Source organism: Vibrio harveyi NBRC 15634 = ATCC 14126 = KCTC 12724, from assembly GCF_001591145.1.
In the GTDB taxonomy this organism is placed as follows: Bacteria; Pseudomonadota; Gammaproteobacteria; order Enterobacterales; family Vibrionaceae; genus Vibrio; species Vibrio harveyi.
Genome location: NZ_BCUF01000077.1, coordinates 1 through 15,096, shown reverse-complemented (window position 1 = coordinate 15,096; position 15,096 = coordinate 1). Strand labels below are relative to the sequence as shown.

At 48.5% G+C, this 15,096-nt stretch carries 11 protein-coding genes; 6 read left to right on the top strand and 5 right to left on the bottom strand.

The genetic code is table 11. From position 1 onward, the window contains the following. Positions 1-58: 58 nt before the first annotated feature. On the bottom strand, positions 59-838 hold the full coding sequence (locus tag VHA02S_RS23500) for a class I SAM-dependent methyltransferase (protein ID WP_009705451.1): 780 nt from the start codon (positions 836-838) through the stop codon (positions 59-61). A 103-nt stretch (positions 839-941) separates the two neighbouring features. Next, positions 942-4,067 carry an EAL domain-containing protein gene (locus VHA02S_RS23495; protein ID WP_038898701.1) on the bottom strand — a complete coding sequence of 1,042 codons (3,126 nt, stop codon included), beginning with the start codon at positions 4,065-4,067 and terminating at the stop codon, positions 942-944. A 115-nt stretch (positions 4,068-4,182) separates the two neighbouring features. Here VHA02S_RS23495 and asnC point away from each other — a divergent pair, with 115 nt between their 5' ends. After that, positions 4,183-4,647, top strand: a complete 465-nt coding sequence (asnC, locus tag VHA02S_RS23490) for a transcriptional regulator AsnC (RefSeq protein WP_005430014.1) — start codon at positions 4,183-4,185, stop codon at positions 4,645-4,647. Positions 4,648-4,732: 85 nt separating this feature from the next. Here asnC and prlC read toward each other — a convergent pair whose 3' ends face one another. Further along, positions 4,733-6,775 carry an oligopeptidase A gene (gene prlC / locus VHA02S_RS23485; RefSeq protein WP_005429978.1) on the bottom strand — a complete coding sequence of 681 codons (2,043 nt, stop codon included), beginning with the start codon at positions 6,773-6,775 and terminating at the stop codon, positions 4,733-4,735. 424 nt (positions 6,776-7,199) lie between these two features. Between prlC and VHA02S_RS23475 the strand changes: the two genes are divergently transcribed. The 3 genes from VHA02S_RS23475 (at position 7,200) to gorA (ending at position 10,488) form a co-directional block, all read left to right on the top strand. After that, on the top strand, positions 7,200-8,039 hold the full coding sequence (locus VHA02S_RS23475; protein WP_005434590.1) for a 23S rRNA (adenine(2030)-N(6))-methyltransferase RlmJ: 840 nt from the start codon (positions 7,200-7,202) through the stop codon (positions 8,037-8,039). A gap of 147 nt (positions 8,040-8,186) precedes the next feature. Further along, a complete protein-coding gene (locus VHA02S_RS23470) occupies positions 8,187-8,891 on the top strand; it encodes a glutathione S-transferase family protein (RefSeq protein WP_172461339.1) in 705 nt (234 codons plus the stop codon). 241 nt (positions 8,892-9,132) lie between these two features. Then, a complete protein-coding gene (gene gorA, locus VHA02S_RS23465; protein WP_005429991.1) occupies positions 9,133-10,488 on the top strand; it encodes a glutathione-disulfide reductase in 1,356 nt (451 codons plus the stop codon). Between the two features lie 122 nt (positions 10,489-10,610). Here the strand turns inward: gorA and VHA02S_RS23460 are convergent, their stop codons facing one another. Together VHA02S_RS23460 and VHA02S_RS23455 are read right to left on the bottom strand one after the other, a co-directional pair. Then, complete coding sequence (locus VHA02S_RS23460) at positions 10,611-11,222, bottom strand: bifunctional 4-hydroxy-2-oxoglutarate aldolase/2-dehydro-3-deoxy-phosphogluconate aldolase (RefSeq protein ID WP_005430025.1); 612 nt, start codon at positions 11,220-11,222, stop codon at positions 10,611-10,613. Between the two features lie 9 nt (positions 11,223-11,231). Further along, positions 11,232-12,608 (bottom strand): GntP family permease, encoded by a 1,377-nt coding sequence (locus tag VHA02S_RS23455; protein ID WP_005434597.1) that lies wholly within the window; start codon positions 12,606-12,608, stop codon positions 11,232-11,234. A gap of 152 nt (positions 12,609-12,760) precedes the next feature. Here VHA02S_RS23455 and VHA02S_RS23450 point away from each other — a divergent pair, with 152 nt between their 5' ends. Further along, positions 12,761-13,282: a gluconokinase gene (locus VHA02S_RS23450; protein WP_005434599.1), complete on the top strand. Its 522-nt coding sequence runs from the start codon at positions 12,761-12,763 to the stop codon at positions 13,280-13,282. After that, positions 13,279-15,075 (top strand): phosphogluconate dehydratase, encoded by a 1,797-nt coding sequence (edd, locus tag VHA02S_RS23445; protein ID WP_038898703.1) that lies wholly within the window; start codon positions 13,279-13,281, stop codon positions 15,073-15,075. The genes VHA02S_RS23450 and edd overlap by 4 nt, the downstream gene beginning before the upstream one ends. Positions 15,076-15,096: the final 21 nt, after the last annotated feature.

The window sequence follows — 15,096 nt, the reverse complement described above, 5'->3', positions numbered from 1 at the left end:
AAAGAATCCACAAACGGCTGCAAAAATCAGCTCAAAAGGTCAATAGACCCTAGTTGAATTACGCCATTGATGCCTTCACATACACATCGAAACGGTTCTTTTTGGTTTCAATTGCCATGCTTGGCTTTTGCTCATCAAGCCAGTTGGCGTAATCAGGGCGTTTGACCACCACACGCTTACTCGCCAATGCCATAGCTGGAGCCAGCAAGCCATCCGCATCAAGATCTGCACCAACCAGAGATTGGAAGACGCGCATCTCTTTTTTCACCAATGCCGATTTCTTTTTGTTTTCAGGGTGCGGGTACATTGGATCGAGATAAACCACATCTGGCTGAACGAAGTCTTTATCTTGCGCCAATTGTTCCAACGCATCATGGCTAGAAGCGTGAATCAAAGACATGCGCTCTGATACCCAAGTGCCGATTTCTGGATCGTGTTTCGCACGAGCCAAACCGTCATCCAACAAAGCAGCGACTACAGGATGACGCTCAACCATCTGGACTTTACAGCCTAACGACGCCAATACGAACGCATCACGCCCTAAACCAGCAGTGCCATCAAGCACGGTTGGAGTTGCGCCTTTGTTCAAACCCGCAGCTTTCGCGATTGCCTGACCTTTACCACCACCGAACTTGCGACGATGCCCTACTGCACCGCCAATCAAATCCACAAAGATCGCCCCCAACTTTGGCTCGTCAACTTTACGCAGCTCTAAACGTTCTGTCGTGAGGACTAAGGCAAAGTCACTGTCATCAGTGTGAGAAAGCTGCCAACGCGCAGCGAGTTCATCAAGGTGAGACTGTTGAGATGGGTCTTCACAAATCAATTGCAGTTGCAAAAGGAGGCTCCAGTAAAAATCGGTTTAACTGGCGCTGAGTGTATACCCAACCCGCCTCTAATTGCTAGGTTGGGGAGAAGTTAGATGACGTTCGTCTGGATAGCTAAAGCTGCTGGAGTTCGTCGACCAGCTCAGCCAAAGGTTTAGGATGCCCAATGCCATAACCTTGCCCATAGTCGACACCAAGCTCGATCAGCAGCTCTCTGACTTGGTCATTCTCAACAAATTCCGCCACCGTGACCTTACCCATCTGCTTAGCTAAGTCGTTGATTGAACGCACCATCACGCGATCCATCTCGTTTACGTTGATATCTCGCACGAAAAGACCGTCAATTTTCACGATATCGACAGGAAGTTGCTTTAAGTAGCCAAAAGAAGACAAGCCAGAGCCAAAATCGTCCAATGCAATCAAACAGCCCAGCGTGCGCACGCGAGTAAAAAAGCCGAGCGCTTGGTCAATGTTGCTCATCGCTGCGGTTTCGGTAATTTCTAAACAGATCTTCTCACATGGAATCGAGGACGACTGCAAACGCTCTAACAGGAAGTCGATGAACTCTTGATTCCCCATCGATTGACCGGACAAGTTGATCGCGCAGCGCCCGAGTTTTTCTACTATCTCTGGGCGAGCTTCAAACCACTCTAGGGTTTGGGTAATCACTTGTTTATCAATCCAGTGCGCGATGTTGTAGCGCTCAGAAGCTGGGATAAAAACACCAGGAGACAAGTAATTGCCCTGTGCATCACGAATACGTACCAGAATCTCAAAGCACAATGGTGAGCCTTCACCGCTCAAGTTAACAATGCGCTGAGCAAACAGTTCAAGACGCTTACTCGATAGCGCCTCATGCACCAGATTAACGCTCTGCATCTCTAACTGGCGACGTTGCAGCTCTTCGTTATCTAAGCTGAATAGGTTATAGCGATTGCGTCCCTGCTCTTTGGCAACATGACACGCGGAATCTGCTTGAGCGTGGACCATTTGTGGCGTTTCGGCAGTGTGGTCAATGATGCGAATGCCCACTGAGCAGCTCATAAACAGTTGCGTGTCTTCCCAACGGAAAAGCTGTTCGCTCAAAGTCGTGATAATCTGCTTCGCCACATTAATCGCACCGTGCTCATCGCAATCTTTCAACAACACAGCAAATTCATCACCGCCCATGCGTGCTAAGACCGCATTGTATGGCAGCACTTCTTCCAACATGCTGGCACAGAACTGGATCGCCGCATCACCCGCATCGTGACCCACTGTGTCGTTAAGGACTTTTAGCTGGTCTAGATCGAGGTACAACATTGCATGCACGCGACGGTGGCTTTCTACTTCTCGCAGTGCGGTTTGTAGCTCTAACTCGAAGTAGTTGCGGTTGTAGGTGTCAGTGAGCAAATCGTAACGTGCTTGGTACTCTAGCTGCTTGGCGAGCTTCTTGGTCTCAGTGATGTCTTCACCGACGATCAGCAGTTGGTCGGAATCTCTTAGTGGGCGAATGTTTTCACGTACCCAAACACGATGACCATCCGCATGACGATATTCGATTTCGCGACGCCAAACGCCGTGCATCACTTGCTGCGGTTGTAATAGCACTTGGCGCGGGATCAGCGCTTTTTCGTCCGAATAGAACTCACGTAGGCGATGCCCCAACATATCCAACGGTTGATAACCCAAAAGCTGCTGAGCAAAACGGTTCACTTCCTGAATGCGGTTATTGTTATCTAACGTCACCATCATTACCGGTTGCTGCTCGTAGTAGTTACGCAAACTCGATTCACGTTGGTAGAGCTTATCTTCCATCGCTTTACGGCTAGTGATGTCACGCGCTTCAAACAAGTATTGCTCTTGGTTTGCCACTTGCTGAGAAAACGGTTTAAGGGACACTTCCAGCACCATAGCGCCATGTTCTTTACTCCAGATCTCCGTTTCAAAAGTAGAGACTTGGCGATGACTGGATTGGAAGTAATTAGCAAGTAACTGGCGTGCGTCTTCGCTCCAGTTTTTATGATGCCAAAGCGGACGATCGAGACGCATATCCTGATGATTGAGTAACGATTGCAGACGATCGTTACCCGATTTAAGCAAACCATGTTGGTCGAGAATACCCATGTACTGCATGCTTTGGTCAAACACCGATTCCAAAATCGTCTGGCTCTCGCGAGCAATACTTTCGCTGCGACGAATGCGATGCAGGTAGTAACTAAGCAGCATAATCACGATGGTCATCGCCACCAGCACACTGCCAAACAGTTTAATTTCTCGGGCGTAACGTTCAGTAAATTCCACCGGCTTATTGAAGAACACCGACGAGGCTTCTTGCTCTGCGCCTAAGCCCCAGCGCACAACCGATTGATAGTCGAGTTTGATGTCCGATTCTGCACGCACAATCGCAGGCAAAGGTTGCTGTGGGTTATCCAGCACTTGCGCCAACAACTTCGCAGCTTCAAAACCTTGGCGATAGCCGGTTTGAATCACACCGCCGACTGCACCATGCCCAAGTCCAATATCGTGCACCATAAACAGCGGCGCATTAGAGGCTTGGTTGATATCACGCCAGTCTTTATCGGTCGCAACATTACCGTGAATATCGCGGTAGTAAGTCCAAAACAGCACCACCTTGTCGATGCTCATTTGCGACACTTGTTGTTTTAGGTCATCGACCGTTTCCGGCACTAAATGAAGAATTTTGTCGCGATATGCTGGGTTACTATCAAGAAAGTCTTCGATCTGAGCACGAAGTGCCGCCCCAGTAACAGAATGGTCACTGACAATAAGGATTTGTTTGTGGGTCGGATGCAGACGCTCGATCAAGGCGAGGTTGGCGGACAGATCGACGTCTTCAATCACGCCTGTCGCGTTCAGATCTTGGTGCAGTGCAGGATGATAGTTATTGATACCACTGAAAATCACCGGCGTGTCTTTAATGACAGAAGATAAGCGCTGCATCAAAGCAAGTGCATTGTTATCGCTGACCACGATCGCGTCGAAATGCTCTTCGCTCAGTTTAGTGCGGTAAAGTGACTCCAACTGACTGAAGAAGTGCTGGCTTTGGCTACGCTTGGAATCGAGATACAAGACGCGCGTATCAAGCTGATGCCCTTCAAGCTGCTGATCAAAACCACGCTGGATAGAATCAGTCCAAAAGAAACCTTGGTGGTAAGAGTGAACAACGAGGACTTTTTGTTCTTGCGCCGCAGCGAAAGCACTGAACATGATCGCTATGCAAAACAGAAAAAATGGCACATCAACTCCATGACTTCAGAGCTACCTCGCGGTTATCCCTGCGTAAACCTTGTGAATCCTGTCCGCTGTGAGTATAAAATGAACTTTAAACCTCATACCCAACGGAAATAATTGTATGAATGCGAGCTTGCCTAAACTCGACGACCTCGATCGCGCGATTCTCAAAACTCTGATGGCGGATGCGCGTAAGCCTTACGCGGAAATGGCAAAACAGTTTAATGTCAGTCCAGCGACCATCCACGTTCGTATCGAGAAAATGAAAGCGGCAGACATCATCGAAGGTACTGAGGTAATCGTCAATACCAAAAAGCTAGGATATGACGTATGTTGCTTTATCGGCATCAACTTGAATGCCGCACGCGACTACCATTCAGCGCTAGAAAAGCTAAATGCCCTCGATGAAGTGGTAGAAGCTTACTACACCACAGGCGCGTATAACATATTCGTCAAATTGATGTGCAAGTCGATTGAGGAGCTGCAATTTGTATTGATTGATAAGCTTCAAGCGATCGACGAAGTGCAATCCACCGAGACGCTGATTTCGCTTCAAAACCCGATCAATCGCAGCGTAAATCCATAACACTCTGAATCAGAGACTAAAAGCTGAATCTAAGAACAAAAAAATGGGCAACCACTTGGCTGCCCATTTTCATTCTCAATCGAGATTACGCTGCGATACCTGAATGACGCAATAGCGCATCAATTTCTGGCTCACGACCACGGAAGCGCTTAAATAGCTCCATTGGTTCTTCACTGCCACCCATTTCTAGGATGTTGTTCAAGAAACTTAGACCGGTTTCTTTGTTGAAGATGCCTTCTTCTTCAAAGCGAGAGAACGCGTCCGAAGACAGCACTTCTGCCCATAGGTAGCTGTAGTAACCCGCGCTGTAACCACCAGCGAAAATGTGACCAAAGCTGTGTGAGAAACGCGCCCACTCAACCGCTGGTACAACTGCCACTTTCTCTTTCACTTCTGCCAAGGTTTCAAGCACACGAGCACCCACTTCTGGGTCGTATTCTGTGTGCAGAGTGAAGTCGAACAAGCCGAATTCTAGCTGACGTAGGATACCCATCGCCGACTGGAAGTTCTTCGCTGCTAGCATTTTATCTAGCATCGCTTTTGGTAATGGTTCGCCAGTCTCATAGTGACCAGAAATAAACGCCAGCGCGTCTTCTTCCCAACACCAGTTTTCTAGGAACTGACTTGGTAGCTCAACCGCATCCCAAGGCACACCGTTGATGCCCGATACCGCGCCTGTTTCTACTTGCGTCAGCATGTGGTGGATACCGTGACCAAACTCGTGGAACAGAGTAACAACTTCATCGTGCGTAAACAGTGCAGGCTTGTCGCCAACAGGACGGTTGAAGTTACACGTTAGGTAAGCAACTGGTGTTTGTAGCTCGCCAGATAACGTCACGCGACGACCACGGCAATCGTCCATCCACGCACCGCCACGTTTGTGTTCGCGTGCATATAGATCTAGGTAGAAGCTGCCGCGCAGTGTGCCTTCGCCATCGAAGATATCGAAGAAACGCACGGATTCGTGCCAAGTATCTACGCCTTCACGCTCTGTCACTGTCATGCCAAACACGCGGTTTAGCACTTCAAACAGACCACTTACTGCTTTTGATTCAGGGAAGTAAGGACGCAGTTCTTCATCCGAAATTTGGAATAAGTGCTGCTTTTGCTTCTCGCTGTAGTACGCAATGTCCCACACGTTTAACTCGCTAACACCAAATTCTGCGTTAGCAAACTGGCGTAGCTCTTCGATTTCGCGCTCACCTTGCGGTTTCGCTTTGGTTGCCAAATCGTTCAAGAAGCCAAGAACTTGCGCTGGATTCTCTGCCATTTTAGTTGCCAGAGATTTCTCACTGTAAGTGTTAAAACCCAACATACGAGAGATTTCATGACGCAGTTTTAGCTGCTCAGTGATGATTTCTGAGTTGTCCCATTTACCTGCGTTTGGACCTCGGTCAGAAGCACGCGTTACGTACGCTTCGTACACTTCTTTACGTAGGTCTTGGTTATCACAGTACGTCATCACTGGTAGGTAAGATGGGATATCTAGCGTGATTAGGTAGCCATCCAGCTCTTTTGCTTCTGCTGCCGCTTTTGCCGCTGCAAGTGCAGATTCTGGCATACCCGCTAGGTCTTTTTCGTCTGCAACGTGCTTAGTCCAACCCATGGTTGCATCCAGCACGTTGTTGGAGAATTTCGAGCTCAGCTCAGACATGCGCTTGCTGATTTCGCCGTAGCGATGTTGCTCGTCTGATGGTAGACCGATGCCCGAAAGCTCGAAGTCACGCAGTGAATCCGAAATGGTCTTCTGCTGTGCACGCGTTAGCGTCGCGTACTCTTCGCTGGCTTTGATCGCCTTGTACGCTTCGTAAAGACCTTTGTGCTGACCAACCCAAGTACCGTACTCAGACAGGATTGGTAGACAGCTTTCATAAGCTTCGCGAAGTTCTTCGCTGTTCACTACTGAGTTCATGTGACCTACTGGTGACCAAATGCGGCTCAAGCGGTCATCCGCTTCTTCAATAGGCGCGATCACACTGGTCCAGCTTGGGTTTGCGTTGTCTTTTAGTACCTCGTCAATCTTGGCACGACAATCCGCAATCGCCTGCTCCACTGCAGGTTTAATGTGTTCTGGTTTGATTTGCGAAAACGGAGGAAGATCCGTAAACGTAAGAAGTGGATTAGACATGAATAATTCCTTTTGTGTTTTGGCTCTGTATTTGCCTATTCGCATTTGCAAAGAACCTATTGGTGTTTGCAAAACAGTAGGCGAACTCAATGCACAGGCAAGCCGACAACATGGATGGGGGGATTTCCGTTCCCTTTCTCGATGCAGCAATGACCGAATGGGTCAAAGAGCGCTTACTCTGTCCTTGAGTCTTGTTATGCCTAAGTTCGGTTTGGCACTCTATTGGAGCGGCACAATCCCACTTAGGTTCAATTTGTTTACTCATACTAAGTATGGGTGACTTAAAGAAATTTCAATAGCGAATCCCTATCAGTGATACTGATTTGAATCGAAGTTCTACTTCTTTAAGTTACTTGAGTATAATACCGCCATATCGCGAAAATCACAGACCACACTCAGTCAAAGAGTGTTTCGAGAGTTTAATTTGTTAAGTTACCGCCACAGCTTCCACGCTGGCAACCATGCTGACGTGGTAAAACACATCGTTCAAAGCCTCATTCTTGATGCACTAAAGCAGAAAGATAAGCCGTTTGTTTATCACGATACCCACTCGGGTGTGGGACGCTACGATCTGACTCACGAATGGTCTGAGAAAACGGGCGAATACAAACAAGGCATCGCGCGCATTTGGGATAACTCAAACATCCCTGAAGAGATCGCAAGCTACATCGACTCAATCAAAACGTTGAACAACGGTGAGAATCTGCGTTACTACCCAGGTTCACCGCGTGTTGCACGTGCGCAAATCCGTCCGCAAGACCGCATGGTTCTAACTGAGCTGCACCCAGCCGATCACCCGCTACTAGAGCAAGAGTTCCACCGCGATCGTCAAGTAAGCATCTACAAAGAAGATGGCTTTAAGCGTCTGAAAGGCAGTCTGCCACCGCAAGAGCGTCGTGGTTTAGTGCTGATTGACCCACCATACGAGCTAGCGAAAGAATATCGCGACGTCGTGCAAGCGATTTACCAAAGCCACAAACGTTGGGCAACGGGCATCTACGCGATTTGGTACCCAGTCGTAAACCGCCATGACATCGAAGACATGATTGAAGGCTTGGAAGGGCTTGGCATTCGCAAAATTCTGCAAATCGAATTAGGCGTATCTCCAGACACCAACGAGCGCGGCATGACGGCATCGGGCATGATCGTGATTAACCCACCGTGGAAACTGGAAAGCCAGATGAAAGAAATTCTACCATTCCTGCAAGAAGCGATCGCGCCAGCAACGGGTCACTGGAAAGTCGACTGGATCGTTCCAGAATAAAAGACACTGAATTTCAGAACCTTAAAGTGCAACGATGACCTCGTTGCGCTTTTTTTTTATTTATTTTCTAAAAATTTTCGTCTTCGCTTCGTCTTTTCTTTTTTGCCTGCGTCTTAGGGATGTAAACAAGCTAAAACATAGAGAGAAATGACCATGCTTAAAGTTATCAGTTTTAAAATTTGCCCATTTGTTCAACGCGTAACTGCGGCACTAGAAGCAAAACAGATCCCTTACGAGATTGAATACATCAGCTTAAAAGACAAGCCACAATGGTTCCTAGACATCTCACCAAACGGTCAAGTACCGGTGATGGTGACAGAGTCTGGCACCGCACTGTTTGAATCGGATGCCATCATCGAATACATCGAAGACGAATACGGTCCGTTAGAGCAAGGCGTGACAAACGAACAACGCGCACTAGACCGAGCTTGGAGCTACCTAGGTTCTAAACACTACTTGGCACAATGCGGCACCATGAGCAGCAAAGACCAAGCAACCTTTGAAGAACGTACAGAGAAGCTGATCAAAGCGTTCCAAAAAGCAGAAAACCAACTGTCTGGTGAAACCAAGTTCTTTAAATCCGATGAACTAAGCAATGTAGACATGGCTTGGCTGCCGCTTCTGCACCGCGCTGCCATCGTCAAAGCGCATTCTGGTTACGACTTCTTCTGTGGTCTGCCAAAAATGCAGGCGTGGCAAAAGCACATCCTAGAGTCAGGATTAGTAGAGAAGACGGTATCGGAAGACTTCATAAAGCTGTTTAGTGATTTCTACCTAACCAACACTTATCTTGCGGACGGCAAAGACGTGCAAGCCCAGTCTGGCTGTGGCACATCAAGCTGCTGCGGCTAATGGTTTTCCCTTCCCCTGAGGATGAAAAACACCAAGCGGAATAGCGCCTTATTCCGCTTTACTATCCTTTCATCGCTATTTGTCATAAGCAATGTCACTTTTTCCCATTTAGGAAATTGCTAGACTCGATTTATGATAGGGACATGGAATTAACAACAATTCCGTTGGGCTGTTGAGTTCATCACCCACCACCCCAATGTAATTATTGTCAGACAAAATTAATAAGCTCTTGGAGAAAGTAATGGCGACTCATTTTGATTATATCTGTATCGGCGGCGGCAGCGGCGGTATCGCATCAGCAAACCGTGCAGCAATGTACGGTGCTAAAGTAGCGCTTATCGAAGCTCAAGACCTTGGCGGTACCTGTGTAAACGTTGGTTGTGTGCCTAAGAAAGTGATGTGGCACGGCGCGCAAGTTGCAGAAGCAATGAACCTGTACGCAGAAGACTACGGCTTCGATGTAGATGTAAAAGGTTTCGACTGGAGCAAACTGGTTGAGAGTCGTCAGGCTTACATTGGTCGTATCCACCAGTCTTACGACCGCGTTCTTGGCAACAACAAAGTAAACGTTATCAAAGGCTTTGCTAAGTTTGTTGACGAAAAAACAGTTGAAGTAAATGGTGAACACTACACAGCGGATCACATCCTGATCGCAGTGGGTGGTCGTCCAACGATTCCAAACATCCCAGGCGCAGAATACGGCATCGATTCAAACGGCTTCTTCGAGCTTGCTGAGCAACCAAAACGCGTTGCAGTGATCGGTGCAGGTTACATCGCGGTTGAAATCGCAGGCGTACTGCATGCACTTGGTACAGAAACGCACCTATTCGTTCGTAAAGAATCACCGCTACGTAGCTTCGATCCAATGATCATTGAAACGCTAGTAGAAGTGATGGACGCAGAAGGTCCAACGCTGCACACCCACTCTGTGCCAAAAGAAGTGGTAAAAGAAGCAGACGGCAGCCTAACTCTGCACCTAGAAAACGGTGAGAGCCAAAACGTTGATACCCTAATCTGGGCAATCGGTCGTCACCCAGCAACTGACGCTATCAACCTAGCATCAACTGGCGTTGCAACGAACGATCGTGGCTACATCAAGGTAGACGAATACCAAGAAACGAACGTGAAAGGCATCTACTGTGTAGGTGACATCATGGAAGGCGGTATCGAGCTAACACCAGTGGCGGTGAAAGCGGGTCGTCAACTTTCTGAGCGTCTGTTCAACAACAAACCAAACGCGAAGATGGACTACGATTTGGTACCAACTGTGGTATTCAGCCACCCACCAATCGGCACTATCGGTCTAACGACTCAAGAAGCTGAAGAGAAGTACGGTAAAGACAACATCAAAGTCTACACGTCTGGCTTTACTGCGATGTACACAGCGGTTACTAAGCACCGTCAACCATGTAAGATGAAGCTAGTATGTGCTGGCGAAGAAGAAACGGTTGTTGGTCTTCACGGCATCGGCTTCACCGTTGATGAAATGATTCAAGGCTTCGGCGTAGCAATGAAGATGGGCGCAACCAAAGCAGACTTCGACTCTGTTGTGGCTATCCACCCAACAGGCTCTGAAGAGTTCGTGACGATGCGTTAATCACGCGTGAATCACTTTGCTGATTTAAACAGATAAACAAAAAGGGTCATCAAGTACTTGATGACCCTTTTTCTATTCACGTTTTAAAACGTTCGGGGGTATTTCGGAGCCGTTTGCGCGTTTTACTTAACTGCGCGAACCAATTCAGCAATACCTTCCCAATCGCCGTTGTCCATCATAGCGGTTGGCACCATCCAAGTACCGCCACACGCTACAACCGATTTCAGCGCTAGGTAATCTTCCACGTTAGATGGGCTTACACCACCTGTCGGCATGAATTCCACTGGGTAAACTGCCGTTAGTGCTTTAAGCATGTTTACGCCGCCTGAAGGCTCAGCAGGGAAGAACTTCAGGGTACGTAGACCCATTTCCATTGCTTGCTCAACCAAGCTTGGGTTGTTCACACCCGGTACGATTGTCACGTTGCGTTGCTGACAGTATTTCACTGTGGTTGGGTTGAAACCAGGGCTCACGATAAAGTCCACGCCCGCTTCAATCGCGATGTCCACTTGCTCTGTTGTCAGCACTGTACCAGCACCAATCAGCAATTCTGGGTACGCTTCACGCATGATGCGGATCGACTCAGCCGCCGCTTCAGTGCGGAATGTTACTTCCGCACATGGTAAACCGTTTTCTACCAACACTTTTGCCAGTGGCAGAGCGTGTGCTACATCGTTGATTGCGATAACTGGGACGATTTTGATTTCTCTTAATCGTTGTTCAAGTGTTGTCATGGGTAACCTCTAAAGAATAAAGCTTAATGTTGCTACGATAATAAATGCGATACCACCAAGTAAAGTTTCCATTACCGTCCAAGTTTTTAGCGTTGTTTTCTCATCCATCTCTAGTAGACGAGATACTAGCCAGAAACCAGAGTCGTTGAAGTGAGAAAGCACTGTTGCACCACCTGCAATCGCGATAACGATAAAGCACAGGTCTAGCTCGCTCAAACCAGTTGATGCTGCCACTACTGGCGCGATAAGTGCTGCCGTTGTCGTTAGTGCTACGGTTGCTGAGCCTTGAGCAACACGCAGACAGGTAGAGATAACAAACGCAGCTACGATCACTGGCATACCTGTGTCAGTCAGAACGTCTGCTAGTGCATCACCGATACCACTTGCACGCAGTACGCCACCGAACATACCGCCCGCACCGGTTACTAGGATAACGCCACAGATTGGCGCCAATGAGTCGCCACACAGCTTCTCAAGTTTTGCCATGCCGTAGTCTTTCGCGAATACCGCAAGAGACACTAGCAGAGTAATCAGAAGGGCTACCGGTGTTTTACCTAGCATACGTAGGAACTCAACCAGTGCTGTTTTGCCATCAATCACACCCGCAACAGCTAGCGTGTTCAGTACTGTGTCTAAACAGATTAGCAGTACAGGCAGCACTAGGATGGTCATTACTGTGCCAAATTTTGGCAGCTTAGATTCATCAACTTGTGTTTCACCGTTGAAGAACGCTTTTGATAGTGGGATATCGAATTTCTTGCCCGCGTACAGACCAAATAGGTAAGCGCCTAAGTACCAAGTTGGGATAGCCACTAGGATACCAACAACAAGCAGTAGACCAATGTTTGCGCCTAGGAATTCTGCTGCTGCAACAGGACCTGGGTGCGGAGGAACAAAGCCGTGCATTACGGCAAACGCACCCGCTGCTGGTAGTGCGTATTTGATTGGCGAACCACCAAAGCGTGCTGCCACACTTAGGATGATTGGCATCATGACCACTAGACCAGCGTCAAAGAAGATTGGGAAACCGAACAGTAGTGAAGCCACACCCAATGCAAATGGTGCGCGCTCTTTACCGAAGCGTCCAATCAAAGTATCTGCCAGCACTTGCGCACCGCCAGTTACTTCCAAAATCTTACCGATCATTGCGCCAAGACCAACCAGCAAAGCAACTGAAGCCAGTGTGCCACCAAAACCACTCATCATGGTTGGGACAACTTGGTCAGAAGAAACGCCAGTCGCAATCGCAGTACCTAAACTCACCATAGTTAGGGAAGCGAAAGCGTGCACTTTTAGCTTAATAATCAATACAAGTAACGCCGCAATCGCGAGGACTGCAATCGTTAATAGGAACGTAGGGTCTGGAGCTTGGGTTAGCTGTTCCATGGGTTCACCTTTAAAAATTATTGTTTGTGTTGTGGTTCACATTTATTTGAGTTACCGGTAACATGTTACCGATAACATAAATAAGATAAACCCATATTTTAAAGTGAATTCAAAAATTGAGATCACGCGCAAATTTGTTATGAGGATAAGTTATGGCTGGTAGTAGTGTCGTCGTTATGGGCGTTTGTGCGAGTGGCAAAACCACAATTGGTGAGCACTTGGCGAAAAAGCTGGGACGTAAATTCATTGATGGTGATGATCTTCACCCACGAGCAAACATTCAGAAGATGGCGTCAGGTCAACCTCTGAACGACGACGACCGCAAACCTTGGCTAGAACGTATCCGCGACGCTGCTTATAGCTTAGAAAGCAAAAACGAGCACGGCATTATTGTCTGTTCGGCACTAAAAAAGATTTATCGTGACCAAATCCGCGAAGGCAACGAGAACGTGACCTTCCTTTTCCTAGATGGCAGCAAAGAACTGATCCTTGAACGTATGCGTGCTCGCCAAGGTCACTTTATGAAAGAGAACATGGTCAACAGCCAGTTCGAAGCCTTAGAGCGCCCAGAAAATGAGCCTCGCACCATTTTCGTCAGCATCGATGCAACCATCGAAGACGTTGTGTCGAATGCCGCTGAGTTAATCCTAGTGCAAGACGAGGCAATGGCATGACTCATCAAGTAATTTTAGACGTTACCCAACGCTTAGTTGAGCGCAGCCAAGAGGCGCGTGCAGCGTTTCTTGCTCGCACTGAAGTCCAAGCCGAAGCAGGCAAAGGTCGTGTCGGTCTGTCTTGCGGTAACTTGGCTCACGCTGTTGCGGCATCATGTTCTTCTGAAAAGAAAAGCATTCTGGATTTCACGCATTCGAATGTAGCGCTGATCAGTGCTTACAACGATATGCTGAGTGCCCACCAGCCTTACCAACACTACCCTGATCAAATCAAACAAGTGCTGTCTGGTTACGGTCACACTGCGCAAGTTGCTGGTTGTGTTCCGGCAATGTGTGATGGCGTGACTCAAGGTCAAGCGGGCATGGACATGTCACTGTTTTCTCGTGACTTAATTGCTCAATCAACAGCGCTTTCACTGAGCCACAACGTATTCGATGCGACCTTGCTTCTGGGTATCTGCGACAAAATCGCACCGGGACAATTGATGGGCGCGCTGTCTTACGCACACCTACCAACGGCGTTTGTGCCAGCAGGTTTGATGGCAACAGGCATCAGCAATGAAGAGAAAGTCGACGTTCGCCAAAAATACGCAGCGGGCGAAGTAGGCAAAGACGCGCTACTTGATATGGAGTGTCGCGCTTACCACTCAGCTGGCACATGTACCTTCTACGGCACGGCAAACACTAACCAGCTTGTGTTTGAAGCCATGGGTTTGATGCTGCCAGGTTCGGCATTCATCCATCCACATACTGAGTTGCGCAAGGCATTAACCGATCACGCAGCTCTGAAAATTGCGGCAATGAATGCAGGCTCAGCAAACTTCCGTCCATTGTCTGAAGTCGTCACAGAAAAGAGCCTGATCAACGGCATTATTGCGCTGTTGGCATCGGGCGGCAGCACCAACCACACTATCCATATGTTGGCGGTGGCGCGTGCAGCAGGTTTGATTCTGACATGGCAAGACATCAGTGACCTATCTGAAGTCGTGCCACTATTGGCGCGCGTTTACCCGAATGGTCCAGCTGACATGAACGCATTCCAAGAAGCGGGCGGCGTACCTGCGCTATTGCATCGTTTGGACGAGTCGGGCTTGCTTCATCGTGACGTGAAACCGGTATTCGGCGAGTTCGAAGACCAAATGACACTACCTACACTAGTCGATGGCAAACTGACTTGGACACCATGTGGTGGCAGCCAAGACGGCGAAGTGATTGCTGCGCCAACACAAGCTTTCCAAAACACTGGTGGTACTCGCGTACTTAACGGTAACTTGGGTAAAGCAGTGGTGAAAGTGTCTGCGGTGAAAGAAGATCAGCGCATCATCGAAGCGCCTGCGATCGTATTCCAATGCCAACACGAAGTGGAAGCAGCGTACAAACGCGGTGAGCTAAACCAAGATTGCATCGTGGTCGTGACGCACAACGGTCCTGCAGCGAACGGCATGCCAGAGCTACATAAACTGATGCCAATCCTCGGCAACGTACAGAAAGCAGGCTTTAAAGTCGCGCTAGTGACGGACGGTCGACTATCGGGTGCATCGGGTAAGATTCCATCGGCAATCCACGTTTCTCCAGAAGCAATTCGTGGCGGCGCGATTGGCTTAGTGCGCAATGGCGACATCATCCGCGTTGATTGCCAAACTGGCGAACTGAATAACCTAAGCGACGTTACGGGTCGTGACTTGTTAGAGATGGATACTGAAGCGAAACAACAGACTTGGGGTCGTGGTTTCTTTAGCGTGATTCGTCAGAGCGTTTCGAGCGCAGAAGAAGGCGCAAGCTTTATTGTTTAGGACGGGAAGAAAGACCCCGTC

Coding starts and splice junctions, on each gene's coding strand:
- gorA (WP_005429991.1), top strand. CDS start 9,133: ATGGCGACTCATTTTGATTATATCTGTATCGGCGGCGGCAGCGGCGGT.
- prlC (WP_005429978.1), bottom strand. CDS start 6,775: ATGTCTAATCCACTTCTTACGTTTACGGATCTTCCTCCGTTTTCGCAA.
- VHA02S_RS23460 (WP_005430025.1), bottom strand. CDS start 11,222: ATGACAACACTTGAACAACGATTAAGAGAAATCAAAATCGTCCCAGTT.
- edd (WP_038898703.1), top strand. CDS start 13,279: ATGACTCATCAAGTAATTTTAGACGTTACCCAACGCTTAGTTGAGCGC.
- VHA02S_RS23455 (WP_005434597.1), bottom strand. CDS start 12,608: ATGGAACAGCTAACCCAAGCTCCAGACCCTACGTTCCTATTAACGATT.
- VHA02S_RS23450 (WP_005434599.1), top strand. CDS start 12,761: ATGGCTGGTAGTAGTGTCGTCGTTATGGGCGTTTGTGCGAGTGGCAAA.
- asnC (WP_005430014.1), top strand. CDS start 4,183: ATGAATGCGAGCTTGCCTAAACTCGACGACCTCGATCGCGCGATTCTC.
- VHA02S_RS23470 (WP_172461339.1), top strand. CDS start 8,187: ATGACCATGCTTAAAGTTATCAGTTTTAAAATTTGCCCATTTGTTCAA.